The organism is Microbacterium sp. SGAir0570 (genome assembly GCF_005491085.2).
Lineage (GTDB): Bacteria > Actinomycetota > Actinomycetes > Actinomycetales > Microbacteriaceae > Microbacterium > Microbacterium arborescens.
In genome coordinates, this window is record NZ_CP027930.2 from 21,100 (window position 1) to 36,926 (window position 15,827).

The 15,827-nt window shown below is 68.2% G+C and carries 16 protein-coding genes and 3 pseudogenes; 10 read left to right on the forward strand and 9 right to left on the reverse strand.

Going from position 1 to position 15,827, the window contains the following annotated elements; all coding sequences use genetic code 11:
* The first annotated feature begins 133 nt into the window (after positions 1 to 133).
* The 8 genes and pseudogenes from C1N74_RS16715 to C1N74_RS16785 form a co-directional block, all read left to right on the forward strand.
* Positions 134 to 439: a hypothetical protein gene (locus C1N74_RS16715; protein WP_258318056.1), complete on the forward strand. Its 306-nt coding sequence runs from the start codon at positions 134 to 136 to the stop codon at positions 437 to 439.
* Positions 439 to 1,710: a hypothetical protein gene (locus C1N74_RS16135; protein WP_137751067.1), complete on the forward strand. Its 1,272-nt coding sequence runs from the start codon at positions 439 to 441 to the stop codon at positions 1,708 to 1,710. Before C1N74_RS16715 ends, C1N74_RS16135 begins: the two co-directional genes overlap by 1 nt.
* Entirely contained in the window at positions 1,707 to 3,377 is a 1,671-nt protein-coding gene (locus tag C1N74_RS16140; RefSeq protein WP_137751068.1) for a hypothetical protein, read from the forward strand. The genes C1N74_RS16135 and C1N74_RS16140 overlap by 4 nt, the downstream gene beginning before the upstream one ends.
* Positions 3,374 to 3,688, forward strand: coding sequence for a hypothetical protein (locus C1N74_RS16720; RefSeq protein ID WP_258318057.1), 315 nt, complete (start codon positions 3,374 to 3,376; stop codon positions 3,686 to 3,688). Before C1N74_RS16140 ends, C1N74_RS16720 begins: the two co-directional genes overlap by 4 nt.
* Positions 3,652 to 4,818 carry an ATP/GTP-binding protein gene (locus C1N74_RS16145; protein ID WP_258318058.1) on the forward strand — a complete coding sequence of 389 codons (1,167 nt, stop codon included), beginning with the start codon at positions 3,652 to 3,654 and terminating at the stop codon, positions 4,816 to 4,818. The genes C1N74_RS16720 and C1N74_RS16145 overlap by 37 nt, the downstream gene beginning before the upstream one ends.
* On the forward strand, positions 4,815 to 5,237 hold the full coding sequence (locus C1N74_RS16725; RefSeq protein WP_258318059.1) for a hypothetical protein: 423 nt from the start codon (positions 4,815 to 4,817) through the stop codon (positions 5,235 to 5,237). Before C1N74_RS16145 ends, C1N74_RS16725 begins: the two co-directional genes overlap by 4 nt.
* A complete protein-coding gene (locus C1N74_RS16730; protein ID WP_258318060.1) occupies positions 5,174 to 5,797 on the forward strand; it encodes a M23 family metallopeptidase in 624 nt (207 codons plus the stop codon). The genes C1N74_RS16725 and C1N74_RS16730 overlap by 64 nt, the downstream gene beginning before the upstream one ends.
* A 333-nt stretch (positions 5,798 to 6,130) precedes the next feature.
* Positions 6,131 to 6,331 (forward strand): annotated as a pseudogene (locus tag C1N74_RS16785) (thermonuclease family protein); the annotation flags it as partial.
* 108 nt (positions 6,332 to 6,439) lie between these two features.
* Here C1N74_RS16785 and C1N74_RS16160 read toward each other — a convergent pair.
* From C1N74_RS16160 to C1N74_RS16795, 4 genes and pseudogenes are all read right to left on the reverse strand, one after another.
* Positions 6,440 to 6,763 carry a hypothetical protein gene (locus C1N74_RS16160; protein WP_137751069.1) on the reverse strand — a complete coding sequence of 108 codons (324 nt, stop codon included), beginning with the start codon at positions 6,761 to 6,763 and terminating at the stop codon, positions 6,440 to 6,442.
* A gap of 359 nt (positions 6,764 to 7,122) precedes the next feature.
* On the reverse strand, positions 7,123 to 7,437 hold the full coding sequence (locus tag C1N74_RS16165) for a hypothetical protein (protein ID WP_137751070.1): 315 nt from the start codon (positions 7,435 to 7,437) through the stop codon (positions 7,123 to 7,125).
* 261 nt (positions 7,438 to 7,698) lie between these two features.
* Positions 7,699 to 8,346 (reverse strand): uracil-DNA glycosylase family protein, encoded by a 648-nt coding sequence (locus tag C1N74_RS16790; RefSeq protein WP_137751094.1) that lies wholly within the window; start codon positions 8,344 to 8,346, stop codon positions 7,699 to 7,701.
* Positions 8,268 to 9,422 (reverse strand): annotated as a pseudogene (locus tag C1N74_RS16795) (TDT family transporter); the annotation flags it as partial. The gene C1N74_RS16790 and the pseudogene C1N74_RS16795, both read right to left, overlap by 79 nt.
* A gap of 204 nt (positions 9,423 to 9,626) precedes the next feature.
* Between C1N74_RS16795 and C1N74_RS16185 the strand changes: the two are divergent.
* Both C1N74_RS16185 and C1N74_RS16190 read left to right on the forward strand, forming a co-directional pair.
* A pseudogene (locus C1N74_RS16185) lies at positions 9,627 to 10,447 on the forward strand (LysR substrate-binding domain-containing protein).
* 349 nt (positions 10,448 to 10,796) lie between these two features.
* Positions 10,797 to 11,579, forward strand: a complete 783-nt coding sequence (locus tag C1N74_RS16190) for a RibD family protein (RefSeq protein WP_137751071.1) — start codon at positions 10,797 to 10,799, stop codon at positions 11,577 to 11,579.
* Between the two features lie 77 nt (positions 11,580 to 11,656).
* Here the strand turns inward: C1N74_RS16190 and C1N74_RS16195 are convergent, their stop codons facing one another.
* Genes C1N74_RS16195 through C1N74_RS16215 form a run of 5 tightly spaced genes read right to left on the reverse strand, consistent with a single transcriptional unit; the run spans position 11,657 to position 15,817 of the window.
* A complete protein-coding gene (locus C1N74_RS16195) occupies positions 11,657 to 12,493 on the reverse strand; it encodes a lysylphosphatidylglycerol synthase transmembrane domain-containing protein (protein WP_137751072.1) in 837 nt (278 codons plus the stop codon).
* Complete coding sequence (locus C1N74_RS16200; protein ID WP_137751073.1) at positions 12,490 to 13,350, reverse strand: SAM-dependent methyltransferase; 861 nt, start codon at positions 13,348 to 13,350, stop codon at positions 12,490 to 12,492. The genes C1N74_RS16195 and C1N74_RS16200 overlap by 4 nt, the downstream gene beginning before the upstream one ends.
* On the reverse strand, positions 13,283 to 14,401 hold the full coding sequence (locus tag C1N74_RS16205; protein WP_137751074.1) for a glycosyltransferase family 4 protein: 1,119 nt from the start codon (positions 14,399 to 14,401) through the stop codon (positions 13,283 to 13,285). Before C1N74_RS16205 ends, C1N74_RS16200 begins: the two co-directional genes overlap by 68 nt.
* Positions 14,376 to 14,765: a 6-carboxytetrahydropterin synthase gene (locus tag C1N74_RS16210; RefSeq protein WP_137751075.1), complete on the reverse strand. Its 390-nt coding sequence runs from the start codon at positions 14,763 to 14,765 to the stop codon at positions 14,376 to 14,378. Before C1N74_RS16210 ends, C1N74_RS16205 begins: the two co-directional genes overlap by 26 nt.
* Positions 14,766 to 14,785: 20 nt before the next feature.
* Positions 14,786 to 15,817, reverse strand: coding sequence for a zinc-binding alcohol dehydrogenase (locus tag C1N74_RS16215; RefSeq protein WP_137751076.1), 1,032 nt, complete (start codon positions 15,815 to 15,817; stop codon positions 14,786 to 14,788).
* Positions 15,818 to 15,827: the final 10 nt, after the last annotated feature.

Below are 15,827 nucleotides of genomic sequence, written 5' to 3' on the forward strand. Positions count from 1 at the left end.
GGAGGCCGTACTCGACGCTCAGGCCGCGGCACCGCGAACCCCGGAGGGCGCCGTATCGTTTGCGATCGCGTTTGCTCGATGGTTCGGACAGAAGCCTGTCGTTCCCGACGAGGAGATCGCGCAGCTCGACGGTGTGGCGGTTCAGGACGTCCCGAACCTCGCGCAAGCCGCTGCGTCGGCCGCTGACGTCGACGCGGCGCAGTTCCATGTCACGAGCTTGAACGGCTACTACCGGATCGACACCTTCGACGAGGGTCGGGTGGAGCTGTCGCTCATGCTGCCGCTGGTCGTCCAGGGGGCAATCGACCCCACCCTCAACCTCATGCCGGCATGGGTAATCGAGTGGAGCGATCGCGGTTGGGTGTTGACCGGCAGCTCTGACGTGGAGGACGTGAACACGCTTCGCACTACCGGAGTCGCGATTCCGGGAGGCTGCTGATGAAGTCACTCGGGTTGCTCGACGGCGTGGGAGACATCGTCGGCGGTGCAGTCGACGCCGTGGGCGGGGTCGTCAACTTCTGGTCCGACCCGTTCGGGAACATGTACAAGGCCGGCCGGGAAGCGACGATCGGCCTGAGCCGAGACGTCATCCCGGCGATCACCGAGTCGACGTTGCCGAATCTCTCCATGCCGTCGTTCCTCAACACTTACGCGGTGTCGTTCGCGTTGAGCATGATGCTCGCCGTGCTGCTGCTGATGTTCCAGTTCGTGCGCGTCGCGCGGGGCCGGATGAGCGGTCAAGACCTCTTCGAGTCGATCGGGATGTACTTCCCCGGCTTCATTCTCGGCGTGAGCTTTGGACCCGCGTTCGGCATCCTCCTCATCGAGCTGATGCGCTGGCTCACTCGCGGCATCATCGATTGGGCTTACGGCGGAACCGTCGAGGAAATGGTCGCGACGTTCTCGACCCTTGCCGCAGACGATCCGGCGCGGATCACCGGCGGCGCGGCGATCGGCTCGATGGTCATCTGGGCGATGGCGATCGGCATGCTCGTCATCCCGCTGATCTTCGTCTTCCAGCTCGTCGTGCAGTACTTCATGGGTGTTCTCATCCCTCTCGCCGTCGTCTGGATCGTCGACGCAGGTCGACGCGCGAGCGGCCTCGCAGCCGTTCAGCTCTGGGTAGGGATGCTGGTCATCCAGCCGCTCCTCTTCCTGCTGCTCGGATTCGCCTTCCGACTGAACATCGATGCGGTCGGCCAGTGGGGCAACGACGGCTTCAAGAATCTCGCCGGCCTTCTTGTCGCGGTCATCGCGATCGGCCTCGCGGTTTTTGCTCCGTTCGTTCTCATCGGGTGGGCCAAGAAGCACCTTGCCGGCGCGCCGGCGTCCGACTCGACCCCGACTCGCCCACTCGGCCCGAGCTCCTTGGCGAACGTTCGACACACGCCCCCGCGATCTGTGCCGCAGACGTCGACTCCGCAGGCCGTGCGCTCCGCTGCCAGGCCGGCTGATGCGCAGGGCGCCGTGGCGACAAAGATCGGCCCGCAGACAGCGGGAGCGGCAGGGCGCGGCCGTGCCGCGACCGCCACATCATCGAGGGCTGGCGCCTCGGCGGCGTCCGGTGCCGGCACCAAGGCTGTGGGAGCCACCGCCGCTGGGGCGGCCGTGGCCGTCAAGGGTGCCGAGACGGTAGCCCGCAAGTCCAGCGAGACGGCGCACACGACTGTGACGCCGCCGCCAGTTCATGGGAAGGAGCGTCCGGAATGAGCGATGCACACGAGCCCGAGCGCGGCGTTTACATTCTCGGCGGAGAGGGTGGTCACCGAGGCTTCTGGGGCGCTCAGAACAAGTCTCGTGGCTGGGGCACCGTGGCGATCATTGCTGTCGGCATGGTCTTCACTCCGGCTTTCGGGTGGGTGGCGATCATCTCCGCTTTCGTGGGCGTTGCCGCGCTGGTCATCCTCACCAGCGGTACCCATAACGGCAGCATCATCGAGCGGCGGCGCCGATCCCGCCGACACTGTCTCGCGCAGCGCACCCACGCGGACGAGTTCATCCCGTACGACGCCGACCGGGCAGCTCTGCTGACCACGGCGCTCGAACAGACCCGGAAGAGCAAAGAGAAGACCGACCAGACTGCTCGTGTTGCGTGGGCACGCGAGCTGGCCGCCATGCGGGCGAACCCGGACGGATGCGACGGTATGGGCTGGTTGCAGTCCGGTCGCGGTGTCCCCGGCATCGCCTGGCACGGCCCCGTCGGGGAGGAGCCTTATCTGAGTGTCGCTTTCTCCGTCAGCGGGCAGCTCCGCGGCATGGAGTCCACGGAGAACGTCGTGCGCGGCGCCGAGGCCTTCGGCGCGTTCCAGGCCGCGAAAGCAGTCCCCGGCTCGCTCATGCGAATCGTGCAGTCGGTAACCCGCGTGCTGCCGGCTGACACCGCTCTGCAGGAGTTCTGGGTGCTCAACAACATCGACCCGGCGGCACCGGATTGGGCGAAAGAGTCTTACAACGAAGTCCTGATCGAGACCTCACGAGGTGCGATGGTGCAGCGGCATTACGTCGTTGGTCGCTGGCCCGTGAACGCCCGGTTCGTGGAGCAGGCGAAGAAGTACGGCCGTGGCCGTGACGGTTGGCGCAAGCTCATGGCCGCAGAGATCGAATCGTTCCGCCGTGGCCTGCTCGACGCGCGCCACTCGTGGGCCGAACCGCTCACCGCACGCGGTACCGCGGCAGTGATCCGCCACATGCAGAACCCCTCACGCCCGCTCGACCTCGTGCGCGACATGCAGCCGACAAGCACGGGGGAGCGTGCCCGTGGCGGCGAGTACTCCGCGCACGTCGTTGAGGGCGTCGACCCTGAGACGGGGGAGCGCGTCGAGTGGTGGCACCGCACCGCGGCGATCCGGGCCGAATCGCTCACCGTCGCGCAGCGCCGGCCCTTGTGGCTGCTCGAGCTGCTGGTCGGCCGCGAGCTCGACATGATCCGCACCGTCAGCTTCCACATCGAGCTGATCCCGGCTGCCGAGGCCCGCCACGCCGCGCGTCGCGACCTGGTGTCGGATATGGCCGCCGACATCTCCGAGAGCGCGAACGGAAAGATCCCGCTCGACGAGGGGAAGGTCAAAGTCCTGGCCGCGCAGCGGCGCCGCAACGACCTCGCAGAAGGCAGCGGACACCACGGCACCAACTGGGTCGGTTTCGTCACGATCACCGCCGCCAGCCGGGATCGACTCGCGGCGGCGAGCCGCGAGCTGGCAGAGGTATGCGCAAACGAGGTCGGTATCCAGCGCTTGGAGTGGCTGGACTCGTATCAGGCGGCCGCGAGCGGCACGACCTGGCCCATTGCTCGCGGGCTACGCCCGCACACGCCTTCCTTCGGTGCACGCGCAATGCGCGTCATCGCGGGCGGCGGAGACAAGGAGGCGATCGCGTGAGCGACACCACATCGCCCCGCCGGTTGCGGCGCGGCAAGAAGCAGCCCGACAGCACAGCCGCGGAGGTGCCCGAGCCGGTCGACGAGACGCACGGGGAGATCTCCCCATACGATCTGCCCGGTCCCAGCCGGCGCGCGAACGCACGGAAAGCAGCGCGCGGCTACTACGCACCCACGTTTGAGGGCGCCCCGTCGACGACGCGACAGACGTCCGTGCTGAACACCGCACTCATCGGCCCGGTCACGGGAACCGCTGGTGTGGCCAACGGCGTGACATGCTCTCGCACACGCTCATCGCGCACGATCCGGTAACGGCGTACAACTCCACCCCGCGCCTGATTTCCAGCCCCAACACGGTTGTCGCTGGTGGCGTCGGTGGCGGCAAGTCCTCCTTCGTGAAGACCGTTTACGTCGTCCGGCCGCTGCTGATCCGTCGTCGACGCGCGGTGATCTTCGACAAGAAGAACCGCGGCGGCGAAGGCGAGTACGCCGAGCTGGTGCGGGAATGGGGAACTGGTGAACCCATCCGGTTCACCACGGACGGCACCGGCTCTCGACTCAACCTCCTCGACCCGCTGATCGTCTCCCAGATCGGCTCCGCCGGCACGTACCGGCTGCTGCACGCGATCCTCCGTATCGCGCGAGACGGTGAGCGCATCGACGAATGGGAAGAGAAGGCAGCTCGATCGGCCCTTACGCGCGCTCTCGTACAGTTCGAGGGCGGTCGTGCTCCCACGATGAGCGACCTCCTGCCGCTGCTGGGCGACGTCGACGCGGAGGAGCTAAACGGCAGCGAGTCAGCCCGTGACCGGCTGCACCAGGCGGGCCTCGGCGTCCGATTCACCCTCGAAGGGCTCTTGGAGGAGTACGGCGGCCTGCTCGACGGCGACACCAGCAAAGAGGTGGCGCTGACGGGCAAGCTGACGAGCTTCGATATCTCTCAGCTCCCCGGGGAGGGCCCGTCCTCGCACGTTGTCCGCGCGATCGGCAACCAGTGGATGCTGGGCCGGCTCCGTGCCGATCCGGGCTGGCAGACGACCTGCATCAACGAGGAAGGGTGGGACATGGTTCAAGGCCCCACCGCGCACCTGTTGAAGTCGAACCAGAAGCTCTCTCGTGGCCTCGGCCTGAGCAACGTCTTCGTGTTCCACAAGGGCGCCGATATCCCCGCTGATTCGCCCGGGCGAACCGTCATCAGCGAGGCGCAGAGCATCTACATCTTCCGGCAGGACCGCCACGAGGATGCCGACTGGGCAGTTCAGACCTTCGGATTCGACCCGTCGACGGCCGAGACGTTGCAGAACCTCGCACCCGGTCACTTCGTGTTCAAGTACGGCAGCGTCCCCGAAACGCACGTGCAGCACGTGCGTTCATCCATCGAGGTCAGCCTGACTGACACCGACGAGGGGATGCGAGGAGACGGCGACCAGGACGCGGCATGAAAACCAAGCTGATCGCCGCCGTCGTGGCCGTCGCCGTGGCGCTCATGTTCGGGGCGACGTTCATCCTCTCCTCCGTGCAGCGAGCCGACGCCGCCGGCATGTGCATGGCCAACACCGGCGCGCTGCCGGCAGAGGTGAACGGGTACAAGCGCGACCAGCTCACCAACGCCGCGGCGATCATCCGAGCCGGCATGGATCTCGGCATCAACCAGCACGGCCAGCTCCTCGCAGTCATGACCGCGATAGGCGAATCGTCACTGCGGAACATCACCTACGGCGATTGGGAGACCTCCGGCGTCACCAACCCCAACGGCACCCGCACAACTTCGATCGGACTGTTCCAACAGCAGGACTCATGGGGAGCGTTGAGGACCGGCTCAACCCCGCACGCTCCGCAGCGCTGTTCTACGACCGGCTGACCCAGGTCGACGGGTGGGAAGACATGCCTGCCACGCTCGCGATCCACAAGACACAGGTCAACGACAACCCCGAGCATTACGCCCGATTCGAGACGGACGCGAAAGCGATCGTGACGGCGCTGACCACCGCGTGCAGCGCAGGAACGGGGGAGTGGGTCGTTCCCGCACGCGGGACGGTCACCGACACGTTCGGGACCTGCACCATCAACCGCCCCGGCGATGAATGCCACAAGGGCACCGACCTGGCCACCGGCTCATGCGGGAGCCCCATCTGGGCAGCCGGCAGCGGCACCGTGACCTTCGCCGGCGTGCAGCCCTACCGGGGAAACGTCGTGTGGATCGACCACGGCAACGGCATCGAGTCCGGCTACTTTCACATGGAAGACAGCAGTCTGCGGGTGGCCAAGGGCGACCAGATCGCCGCGGGAACGCAGATCGGCACGATGGGCGAGACAGGGTTCTCGTTCGGGTGCCACCTCCACTTTGAGATCCACAACAACGGCAAGCCGATCAACCCCGAGCCGTTCATGCAGAACGCCGGCGCGCCACTGCCGCGCTGACCACCGAGAGAGAGGAACCCCCATGTACATAGGAACGGTGACTCGATGATCGATGCGAAGGTAAATGCATCGTCTTCCACCAGGACCGTTGTCAGCGAACCATCACCGTGATCAAACGTCGGCGCCCGCGGGCCGTGCAACCTTTCGCCGAATCGAAACGGGGCTACCAGATGACGAAGACTCCCCGGAGACGCATCATCACTGCTCCCGTCCTCGCGATCGTTCTTGTCGGATGCAAGCCCGCGCCGATCTGTACACCCGTTCCCAGTGGTGCGCCCGTAGTGCTGGGGCTCAGGGCTGAGGTCACTGCCGTCGTGGGATAGACACCCCGAGATCGGCCGCGACGGCGCCGCTGACGAGTGCTACGCCCAGGAAGCCCGCGAGTACGTCAACGGCGCCCTGTATGGGCGCGCCGTCGAGCTCTACCCCGATCCCACCCAAGATGACGCCGACCGGTACGGTCGGCTGCTGCGCCACGTCATTGTCGACGACCGCAGTATCGCGGAGGGAGCCATCGCCGCCGGCATGGGCTACGAGTACACCTACGACGCGCCCTACGGCGGCCAGATGCACACGAAGCCGCCCAGGACGCGGCGGCCGCGGCGGGGGTGGGCCTGTGGTCCGCGTGCGAGCGCTGAGCTGTCAGCGCGGAGCGGCGACGATGGGCGTCACGGCCGAGGCCCACACCCAGGCGCGGTGTTCCGTCTCGCCTACGAGAAACCGGACCGCCACGGCGTCCGCCGTCCACCGGCACGCCTGCCCGTCAACCCAGACCGGTGTTGCGCCGAACCGCACCCAGGCGCGGACGGACTTTGGTTTCGGGTCGATCGTCACGGGCTCGGTGTCGAGGCCGATCTCCTCGCGGGAGAGGGACTGCAGCGGGCCGGCATCGCGCGCGATGCGTTCCAGGATCTTCTGATCCATCCGCCGGTCGACCGAGGCCGCATAACGCTTGTTCGTCCCCACGGTCCCACCTGCCCCTCTCGGAACCAGGGTAACCGCGTTCGAACATTCGTTCTATCCTGCTCGGGACGTAGGCAGGGGCGTCCGCTGCAGCGGACACCCGAAGCCGCGCAGCGGACGGCCGGCCAGTGGCGCGACCGTGGGGCACCCGGGGAGAGGGACCACGCGCCGACGCACCGAGCGGGCCAATGAAAAGTTCTGGTGGAAGGGCAAAAAAGCCGACCCGAAGGCCGGCTCTGTTCGTGTCGCAGCAAGACAGCTACCGCGACTGACTGTCACTGACGGTTGGAGTGAGGTTTGTTTCCGAACGACACCATCCTCACTTCACCCGCTCAGCCGTCGCCGGCACCACTGCCGCGCGCCTAGCTGGGCGCGATGATCAGCTCCACACTCAGCAGAACGAATGCCGCGATCGCTGCCAGATTCGCCGCGCTGAATCCGAGCATCTTCGCGATCCCGTCGAGCACGTCGGAACCCTTGTGCGCCCAGAGGGTGAGGCCGGCACTGATGGCGCCTATCACTCCGGCCGACACGGCAATGATTTTCAGCCTCGAAACGAGATCGGGGCCGGCAACGGCCACCCCGACCCCCACCAGCGTGATCAAGACCACGAGGGGCACGCTCAGCATCGACAGCACCTTCTCCGCACGTGTGGGCTCGCTTCGATCGATCGTCATGTTCTCCCCCTGTGTCGATTGCGTGCGCCATGCGCAGGGTTGACGCTAGTGGAGCCCCGCGGCAACCGCCGTCGCGATCGACCAATAACGATCGATTCCGGCACGGGGTCGGTGTTCCTAGAACCGACCTGTGGGGTTGCTCGCTTGATGGCGGCGTTCTCTGATCGCTCGATGGCGCCGGTCAGCTTCCGATGACGAAGACGGTGAGGCGAGCGCTGAATTGCTTGGGCGTGGTGCGATTCGCGCATCTCGCGATGCCGTTCAGGGGGTTCGTGGGCGCGTAGCGAGTCGGAGTGCTCGTACGGAGCGTTCTGCTTGTTCGGAGCGGTGATGGCCGTTTGCAGGCGAGGGGTGCGGAGCGGCTATGACGTGAACGAGGCGTGCGTTGTCATCGAGTGTGAGGTGGCGCATGATCCCGTTGAGGGCGACGGCGCCGTAGGTGACCACTGTCTCAAGCGCGGGGAGGAGTGGGAGTAGTTCGCCCAGCGCACGGCGGCCCAGCTCGATCTCCGATGCGCGGACCGGGCTGTGTGTCGCCCAGGGGATGAGGTTCCACCGGAGGTAGTCGCTTCGAGCGAGCCCGGAGGTGATGCGGGCTGCTCGAAACGCGCGCGCGGTTGGGCCGGGGTTGTCCTCACTGCAGACCGCGTTTTCTCCGGCGGCGATCGTCTGCGGGCCGGGGGATTGCATGAGAACCAGAACCCGGCTGGTGGTGCCGCCGGAGAGTGGATCGAAGTTTGGCACGAACCGCCGTGTGCCATCGGGTGCTGTCCGCCAGGTTTCGGCGAGAGCGTTGAGCGTGTGGACGTCTGCGGGCACGTCGAGAGTTTTCATGCTGGACGCGGCGGTGCGAGGAGGGTTCCGCGGATGACGGAGCCGTGGAAGGTGCGAACGGCGACGGTAATCCATGCCGCGACCAGGCCGACGTAGTAGATCACGGCGAGGGCCCCAACAGCGGTGAGCCCGGAGTGCAGGGCGAGGCCGTTCAGCCCGGTGACGCAGGTGCCGACGGGGAAGGTGAAAGACCACCAGGTCAGGCTGAACGGGAGGTGCTCGCGGGCGGTGCGGATGGTGATGGCAAGGGCGATAACGGTCCACAGCAGCGCGAAGCCGAGCATCGCGAAACCGTATACGAAAGCGACGATGAGTAGCGCGTGGGTCGTGCTCGCGTCGACGGCGGTGGAGGCGTTCGTTGCGAGGAGGTTCACGGCGGTGATCGACTGCCCCACGGGGCCGAGAACGATCCAAAGGGTTGGGACCATCGCGGCGGTACCGATTTTGTGCTGCGCGAGGCGGTTCCAGATCAGGGTGATGACCACCAGCGAGGCGATCAGGCTGAGCCCGAAGAACCCGTAGCACGCCCACAGCAGCGTTTCTCGCGCTTGTCCGGCGGGGGTGTAGGGCAGCAACAGTGCGCCGGTGGAGGCGGACACCATGGGGGGCCACCAGCGAGGCGATCAGGCTGAGCCCGAAGAACCCGTAGCACGCCCACAGCAGCGTTTCTCGCGCTTGTCCGGCGGGGGTGTAGGGCAGCAACAGTGCGCCGGTGGAGGCGGACACCATGGGGGGACGACCGGCATCAACCACCCGCCGAACGCGGAGTCGGGCTTGTTCTCGTGTCGAGTGAATGCCAGATACGGCACCAGCGCCGCGGTGAGGAGCCCGCCGACGGTACCGATGGCCCAGAGCACCCAGTCGACGGCGACCGCGGCGGGTAACCCGATCCAGTCTTTTCCGAGGAGAAGGGTGCCCGCACCGACAGTGAGAAACGCCATCGGCGGAGCGCCGTAGAAGTGCGAGATGACCGGGTGCAGGTGGTGGTTCTTGGCGACGTGCCGGTACCGGGTCCAGTGCAGACCCGTGGCTACTGTGAGCGCAACGAGCAGAACAGCGGCGATCGCCCACACGACGGTCGCTGCGGTGCGAAGGCCGGGGAACTGCAGCGGGAGCGAGGCTGCGGCGACGGCGACGATCCCTGTTCCCATGATGGATGCGAACCAGTTCGGTGTCAGGTTCGACACGATCTGCGCCGGTCCCTCCAACTCGCGGAAGAAGCGCTTGCGGGTATCCGTCGTGACACGCGTGCGGGCGGGTGCGGACTCAGCAAGCAGGGAAGGCATGGTTCCAGCCTGAGCGGCATCGGCTTCTTTCGGAACGGCGATCGTTTTGGCAGGGCACAATGAGTGTTTGTGAAGACGCGGCGGTTGACGGACCGGACCTTGGACCTGGACACTCTCGAGGTTCTCGCGGGCATCGCGGAGACCGGTTCGTTGACCCGCGCCGCCGAGGCGCTGGGGGTGACGCAGCAGGCAGTGTCTGCGCGCTTGCGCGTTGCGGAGCGGGCGACCGGTCAGCCTCTCGTGCACCGGACGGCATCCGGTTCGCAGCTCACCGATGTGGGCCGGGTGGTTCTCGGGCTGGCTGTTCCGGTGTTGGAGGCGTCCCGACGGTTGGAGGCGGGGATCGTTGCGCTCAGGGAGCCTGGTGGTGCCCTCGTCGTGGCCGCGTCACAGACGATCGCGGAGGTGCTGATGCCCGGTTGGCTGCTGGTGCACCGGGACGCTGCACCTGATGTGAGCGTGCGGTTGCTCGCCGGTAACTCCGCCGCCGTGACGGACCTGGTCCGCTCCGGTGCGGCAGATCTCGGCTTCGTCGAGACCCCATCGACGCACCGGACGTCTCCTCGGTGGTGGTCGCTGTGGACGAGCTCGCGGTCGTCGTCGCGCCGCACCATCCGTGGGCACACGTTGCCGGCGTCACCGCGAAAGAACTCGCCGACACCCCCCTGCTGTTGCGGGAGGAAGGCTCCGGAACACGCGCCACGCTGGAAACCTGGCTCGCCGATGCGGGGCTTCACCTCTCTTCGCCGGCGGCGGTGCTCGACACGACGGGCATCATCCGAGCGAACGCGCGCGCCGGTATCGCACCGGCGGTGATGAGCTTGCGCACGGTGGACGGTGACCTTGCCGACGGGACCCTCGTCCAGGTTCCCTGCTCGCACCCCCTCTGACTCGCCCGCTGCGCGCGGTGTGGTCCACCCGGCCCGGGTCTGCCGCGACAGCGTTCTTAAGCATCGCTCACGGACCCGGCGCTTTCGGTCACCTCAGTCCATAGAGCTACCCGGGCCCTGGGGCGACCTCGGAAGGAACTGCTGCGCGACTGCCCGAAAGCCCTACGACGCATTATCCGCGAGCGAACTGCGCCGGAGTACGTCGACCGCCCTGCCGACAGCCCAATCTGACTATCGATCCTTCCGCACCTGGTGACGGCCGTGCCCCGCGGCTGCCCTGCCCCGCAGGCGGAGTACGGAGCCACCGCATGCCCTGCGTTTGCCCGGGAAGGCCGGATACGCTGACGCAATGACGTCCATCGATGACGCGGGACACCCACCGCCTCCCTCGTCCGGCGAAGCAGTGCCCGACCCCGACGACGTGGCCTGGCGGCAGCTGATCGCCGGAGAGGCGTCGTCGTGCCCGGTGATCGCGTCGATGTACGAGCCGATCATGAACGATACGGGGTCTCTCGCGATCGCCCAGCTGGGGCAGAGTCTCGATGGGTTCATCGCCGCGCGCACGGGTGACGCCAACTACGTCACGGGCGTCGAGGATCGGCGACACCTGCACCGGCTTCGCGCCCTCGTCGACGCCGTCGTGGTCGGCTGGCGCACCGTCGCGCAGGACGATCCCCGCCTCACCGTCCGCGCCGTGGCCGGTCTCAACCCGGTGCGGGTGGTCCTCGACCCGTCGGCGCGCATTCCGTCGGAGGCCGTGCTGTTGCGCGACGGCGCGGCGACGACCCTCTGGCTGGTGGATGCCGATACCGACGTCGACGTGACCGTTGGCAATCACGTCGAGGTGGTCCGCGTCCCCGGGCTCTCTGCACTCAGCCCGCGGGCGATCCTCGCCGTACTCGCTGAGCGGGGGCTGTCACGGGTGCTCGTCGAGGGCGGAGGGGTCACGGTCTCACGCTTTGTCGTCGACGGCGCCCTCCGCCGGCTCTACCTGACGACCGCTCCGGTGCTGATCGGCGACGGGGTGCCCGGCATCCGCTTCGACGGGGAGGACCGTCTCGCCGACGCGCTGCGCGGAGCCGTGCGTAGGTTCCCCCTCGGCGCCGACCTCTGCACCGAGTTCACGTTCTGACGCGGTACCGTGCGCCCGGCGACGCGCGCGCGCTCGCCCGATTTCGCGAACGCGCGGAACGACGCGTGCGCCGAGGATCACCGCCCCGGCAGCGTCGACGCGAGGGCCAGGATGCCGTAGCCGATCGACACGGTGAGACCGTCTTCTGCGGTCGACCCGAGCATCTCGAAGGCCCACGCCGCGGCTGCTTCCCGGGTGCCCCACCCGCCGACACCGAGCGGAACGGACATCCCGGCGACGGCGACGGCGGAGGTGCTCGTCAGTACCGCAGCGCTCGGGTCGGGTACGAGCGCAACCGCGGAGACGACGAAGATCGCCGTGAATGCCGCCCACCCGACGATCGCGAGGCCGACGACGGCGAGCGTCTCGCCGCGCGAGAGCCGCCGCATCCATCGTCCGGCGATGGCAGCGGCGAACGCGGCGATCACGGCGCACCCGGCTGCGAAGATGGGAGCCACAAAGGCCAGCGCGATCGACGCCGCCGCAAAGACCACCGCCGTGCCGATCAACCGCTCCGCCGCGACCGCGGCGAAGCTGCTCGCGAGAGCCCGGCGACCTCGGTCCACACGCGCGTCGCTGCTGTCGTCGGCCGCCCGCAGTGCGTCTCCGGCCAGACCACCGGGGAGCACACTGTTGAGGAACGACGCCTGCCAGCACCTGGCGACCGCCGATCCGAATGGGACGCGGATGGCGTGGTGTCGCGCGACGATGCTCCATCGAAGCGCCTGGGCGACGACGCCGAGCGCTCCCAGGCCGATACCGGCGGGGTAGGTCCACGGCGGAAGGCGCATCACGGCGTTGACGAATGGCGTCAGACCGAAGCTCCATACGAGAAAAGAGAGGATGCCGACCGTAGCGGCCGCCTGCGCGACCGAGAAGAACACGTATCGCCCCCGGCCCACGGTGCCCGTCATCCGTTGGGGGGCAAGCTGAGGATGTCGGCATGCCCGACGCGCACGACGAGGTTACCGCGTCGGATCTGCTCCTGCCGCGCCGCACCCCACACGGCGACGAGATCGGTGAGCGCCGGGTCCTGCTCGACGGCGACGGCGCCACGATCGGCGAGGTAGCGCGCGAGGAGTGCGGACTGATCGGCGGCATCCAACCGCCAGGGCGTCTGCATCACGCGCACCCGGTGTCCACGGTCGCGCAGCAGAGCGCCGACGTGGTCGATCGCATCTGGACCGAGCAGGTCATCACGCCGCTGATGGGCGTCGAAGGCCGCGGAGATCGGCGCATCCGCGGGGTGAGGAGGATCGATCGACACCTCCCCGGTCACGCTGAGGCTCAGCAGGGCCGCGGAGCCCGTTTGGACGATGACGTCGACGAGCACGGCAGCGTCATCGGGGGAGAGCAGATCGAGAAGCGCCGCGCAGGTGATCACGACGGGTCCCGCCCCGCCGGTGACGATGTCCGGAAGCTCGGCGACGGTCGCGATACGGCGGGTGAGTCGCGAGATGGACGGTGGGGCGACCAGATCGGTCGTGCCGATGAGTTCAGCGTCGTGATCGACGAGGATCCAGTGCTGCGGCAGCGGCGCCAGGCGATCGGCGAGCCACATGAGGTTCGACCCGGTGCCCGCGCCGACGTCGACCACGCGGACCTCGACCGTCTCGTCGGGGCGGGGTACCGTCCCCTCGGTGCGGGCCCGATCTCGGCGGACGAGGGTTCCGACGAGCTCATCAACAAGGGGGAGAGACGCCTCACGGGCGGCGTGGTCGGCCCCTCGGCGCAGCGACAGCCAGGCGGCGGGAACCGGCCGGGTTACCATCGGAGCAGCTCTCGCAGCTGAGTTGCGGCGTCGGGCCATCGTCGAAGTCTAGACCGCGCCTGCAGAGCGGCGGACCGCCAGGCGCCGCGGAGAGAGGCATCGTCCGACCAGCGGGCGACGGCGTCGCTCCAGGCCGCGGGGTCGCCGGGGGAAGTGCTGCGCCAGGCAGCGGGGCACCGGGCGGCGTGCCGTCGCCGAGCGCCTCGACGGCCCCCGTCCCCGAGGCGACAAGGGCCGGGATGCCTCGGGCCAGGGCCTCGGTGACGACCATGCCGTACGGTTCGACGAGCGAGGGCAGAAGGAGGAGGTCGGTTTCGTGCCACAGACGCTCGCGGCGACGCCCGGTCACGGCGCCGACGAGGCGGGCGCGGTCGGCTCCGAGGGTGTGAACGGCGCGAGCGACCTCGGCGGGGAAGGGATCGCCGGGAATCACGGGCCCTGCCACCACCACCTCCCACGGCAGCTCACGAACCGAGGCTAGCGCGCGGAGCGCGAGCAGGGTGTTCTTCCGCGGCGTCACCGACCCGAGCAGCATCAGACGCGGTGGGCTGCTCCCCGCGGACAGTGCGGCTTCTTCGACGCCTGGACGCACGATATCGGCATCTACCCCGTACCGTGCCGCGAGGTCGGCGCGCGTCCAATCGCTCGTGCAGAGCACCGCGTTCGCCGCCTCGAGCGTTGTGCGCTCCGACCGGGCCAGGGCGTCAACATCGATGCGCCCGAGTCCGGACTCGGCGGGGAGGGGAAGGTGAACAAGCACGACGACGCGGATGCCGGAGGCTACGGCGTCCCGGATCTGACGGGGCGCAGCGCAGGCCACGATCCCGTCGACGACGACCTCGTCCGCGTGCGAAAGGGCGCGCGCGAGAATTTCGAGGTCGGACCTCGAGGGTCGTGGCCACGCGCCCGCGACACGGAACTCCGCCACGTGCGTGCCGCCCGCCCGCAGCGCGGCGAGAACCGCGTCGTTGTATGCGCTGCCGCCGCTCGGACCACCGAGATCGGCGGGGACGACGAAAGCGCGATCAGCGACCCGAGAGGTCGATCTCAAAGGTCACCCACGCATCGGGGTGCTCGCGAACCACGATGCCGATGCTCGCGATTCCGCGGTCGGCCTCCAGTCGTGCCGCCAGCTCATTGGCGATGTGCCGGGCCACGGCCTCGGTCGTGCTCAGCGTCCCGGCGAAGGCGGGGTGCTCATCGAGGTTGGCGTACCGCAGCGGATCGAGCACCTCGGACAGATGGCGCGACGCTTCGCCGATGTCCATCACGACCGCGTGGTCGTTGAGGCTGGGGCTGCGCCATGTCGCCTCCACGACGAGCGTCGCGCCATGGAGCCCCTGAGCAGGGCCGAAGAACGGGTCGGGCAGGCTGTGAGCGATCATGATGTGATCGCGGACGGTGAGTCCGAACATGGGGTCCTTTCGGCGACGCGTCAGGTCGCGGCGATCTCTGCGGAGGGGTTCGGACGGATGACCGAACCGGTCGGGGGATCAAGCGGCCCGGGGGTGGCCGCTCGCTTCGAGCGGGGATCGTCGGAGGCCCCGGGATGGGCCACGACCACGCAGCCGGGGCCGATCTCGCCCTTCTCCATCGCGGCGTAAGCGTCACCGATGTCGTCGAATGTGACGTCGGCGGCGATCAGCTCCTCGAAGGCAGGGTCGGTGAGCAGCTCGAGCGCCGTCGCGAGACGGGTTGCTGCATCGCGGCGGGCGCGTCGCGCCATGCCGATCCGCGAGACTTGGCTCGCCGTGATTCGCAACCGCCGGGAGTGAAAGTCCTCGCCCAGCGGCACCCGCGTCGGATGAGTGCCGAACCACGACATCTCGATCAGCTCCGCTTCGTCGCCGAGCAGGCCCAGGGCGAGCGCTAGGCCTTCCTCCGACGCCGACGCGTGAAACACGAGATCGCAGTCGTTCATCGCCTCCCCGGCCTCCACCACGTCGAGGCCCGCGCTGATGAGGCGTGCCCGGCGCGCGGCATCCGGATCGACGATCTGCAGGCGCGCGAGCGGAAAACGCCGCAGCAGTAGCGCGACCGCACCGCCGACGAGCCCGCCCCCGACGACCGCCACTCGGTCGCCCGCACAGGGAGGGGCATCCCAGAGGGCGTTCAACGCCGTCTCGACCGTTCCGGCGAGCACGGCGCGACGCGACGGCAGCTCATCGGGGAGGGGCGTGAGCGCGCGCGCATCGACGACGTACTGGTCCTGGTGCGGATACAGGCAGAACACGCGGCGACCAAGCAGCGCGTCGGGCCCCGCCTCGACCACTCCCACCGACAGGTATCCGTACTTGATGGGAAAAGGGAAGTCGCCCTCTTGGAACGGGGCGCGCATGCGCGCATGCTGCGAGTCGGGAACTTCGCCGCGGCGCACGAGGAGCTCGGTTCCCCGGCTGATGCCCGTGTACAGCGTCCGCACACGCGCCTCGCCGTCGCGCACCGGAGGCAGCTCTTCAATCTGCATCCGACCCTCA

Bases quoted from the DNA above. Each gene is read 5' to 3' on its own strand.
- C1N74_RS16210 (WP_137751075.1), bottom strand. From the start codon at position 14,765: ATGTTCGGACTCACCGTCCGCGATCACATCATGATCGCTCACAGCCTG.
- C1N74_RS16215 (WP_137751076.1), bottom strand. From the start codon at position 15,817: ATGCAGATTGAAGAGCTGCCTCCGGTGCGCGACGGCGAGGCGCGTGTG.
- C1N74_RS16725 (WP_258318059.1), top strand. From the start codon at position 4,815: ATGAAAACCAAGCTGATCGCCGCCGTCGTGGCCGTCGCCGTGGCGCTC.
- C1N74_RS16190 (WP_137751071.1), top strand. From the start codon at position 10,797: ATGACGTCCATCGATGACGCGGGACACCCACCGCCTCCCTCGTCCGGC.
- C1N74_RS16200 (WP_137751073.1), bottom strand. From the start codon at position 13,350: ATGGTAACCCGGCCGGTTCCCGCCGCCTGGCTGTCGCTGCGCCGAGGG.
- C1N74_RS16165 (WP_137751070.1), bottom strand. From the start codon at position 7,437: ATGACGATCGATCGAAGCGAGCCCACACGTGCGGAGAAGGTGCTGTCG.
- C1N74_RS16195 (WP_137751072.1), bottom strand. From the start codon at position 12,493: ATGACGGGCACCGTGGGCCGGGGGCGATACGTGTTCTTCTCGGTCGCG.
- C1N74_RS16790 (WP_137751094.1), bottom strand. From the start codon at position 8,346: ATGGATTACCGTCGCCGTTCGCACCTTCCACGGCTCCGTCATCCGCGG.
- C1N74_RS16730 (WP_258318060.1), top strand. From the start codon at position 5,174: ATGGGGAGCGTTGAGGACCGGCTCAACCCCGCACGCTCCGCAGCGCTG.
- C1N74_RS16135 (WP_137751067.1), top strand. From the start codon at position 439: ATGAAGTCACTCGGGTTGCTCGACGGCGTGGGAGACATCGTCGGCGGT.
- C1N74_RS16145 (WP_258318058.1), top strand. From the start codon at position 3,652: ATGCTCTCGCACACGCTCATCGCGCACGATCCGGTAACGGCGTACAAC.
- C1N74_RS16140 (WP_137751068.1), top strand. From the start codon at position 1,707: ATGAGCGATGCACACGAGCCCGAGCGCGGCGTTTACATTCTCGGCGGA.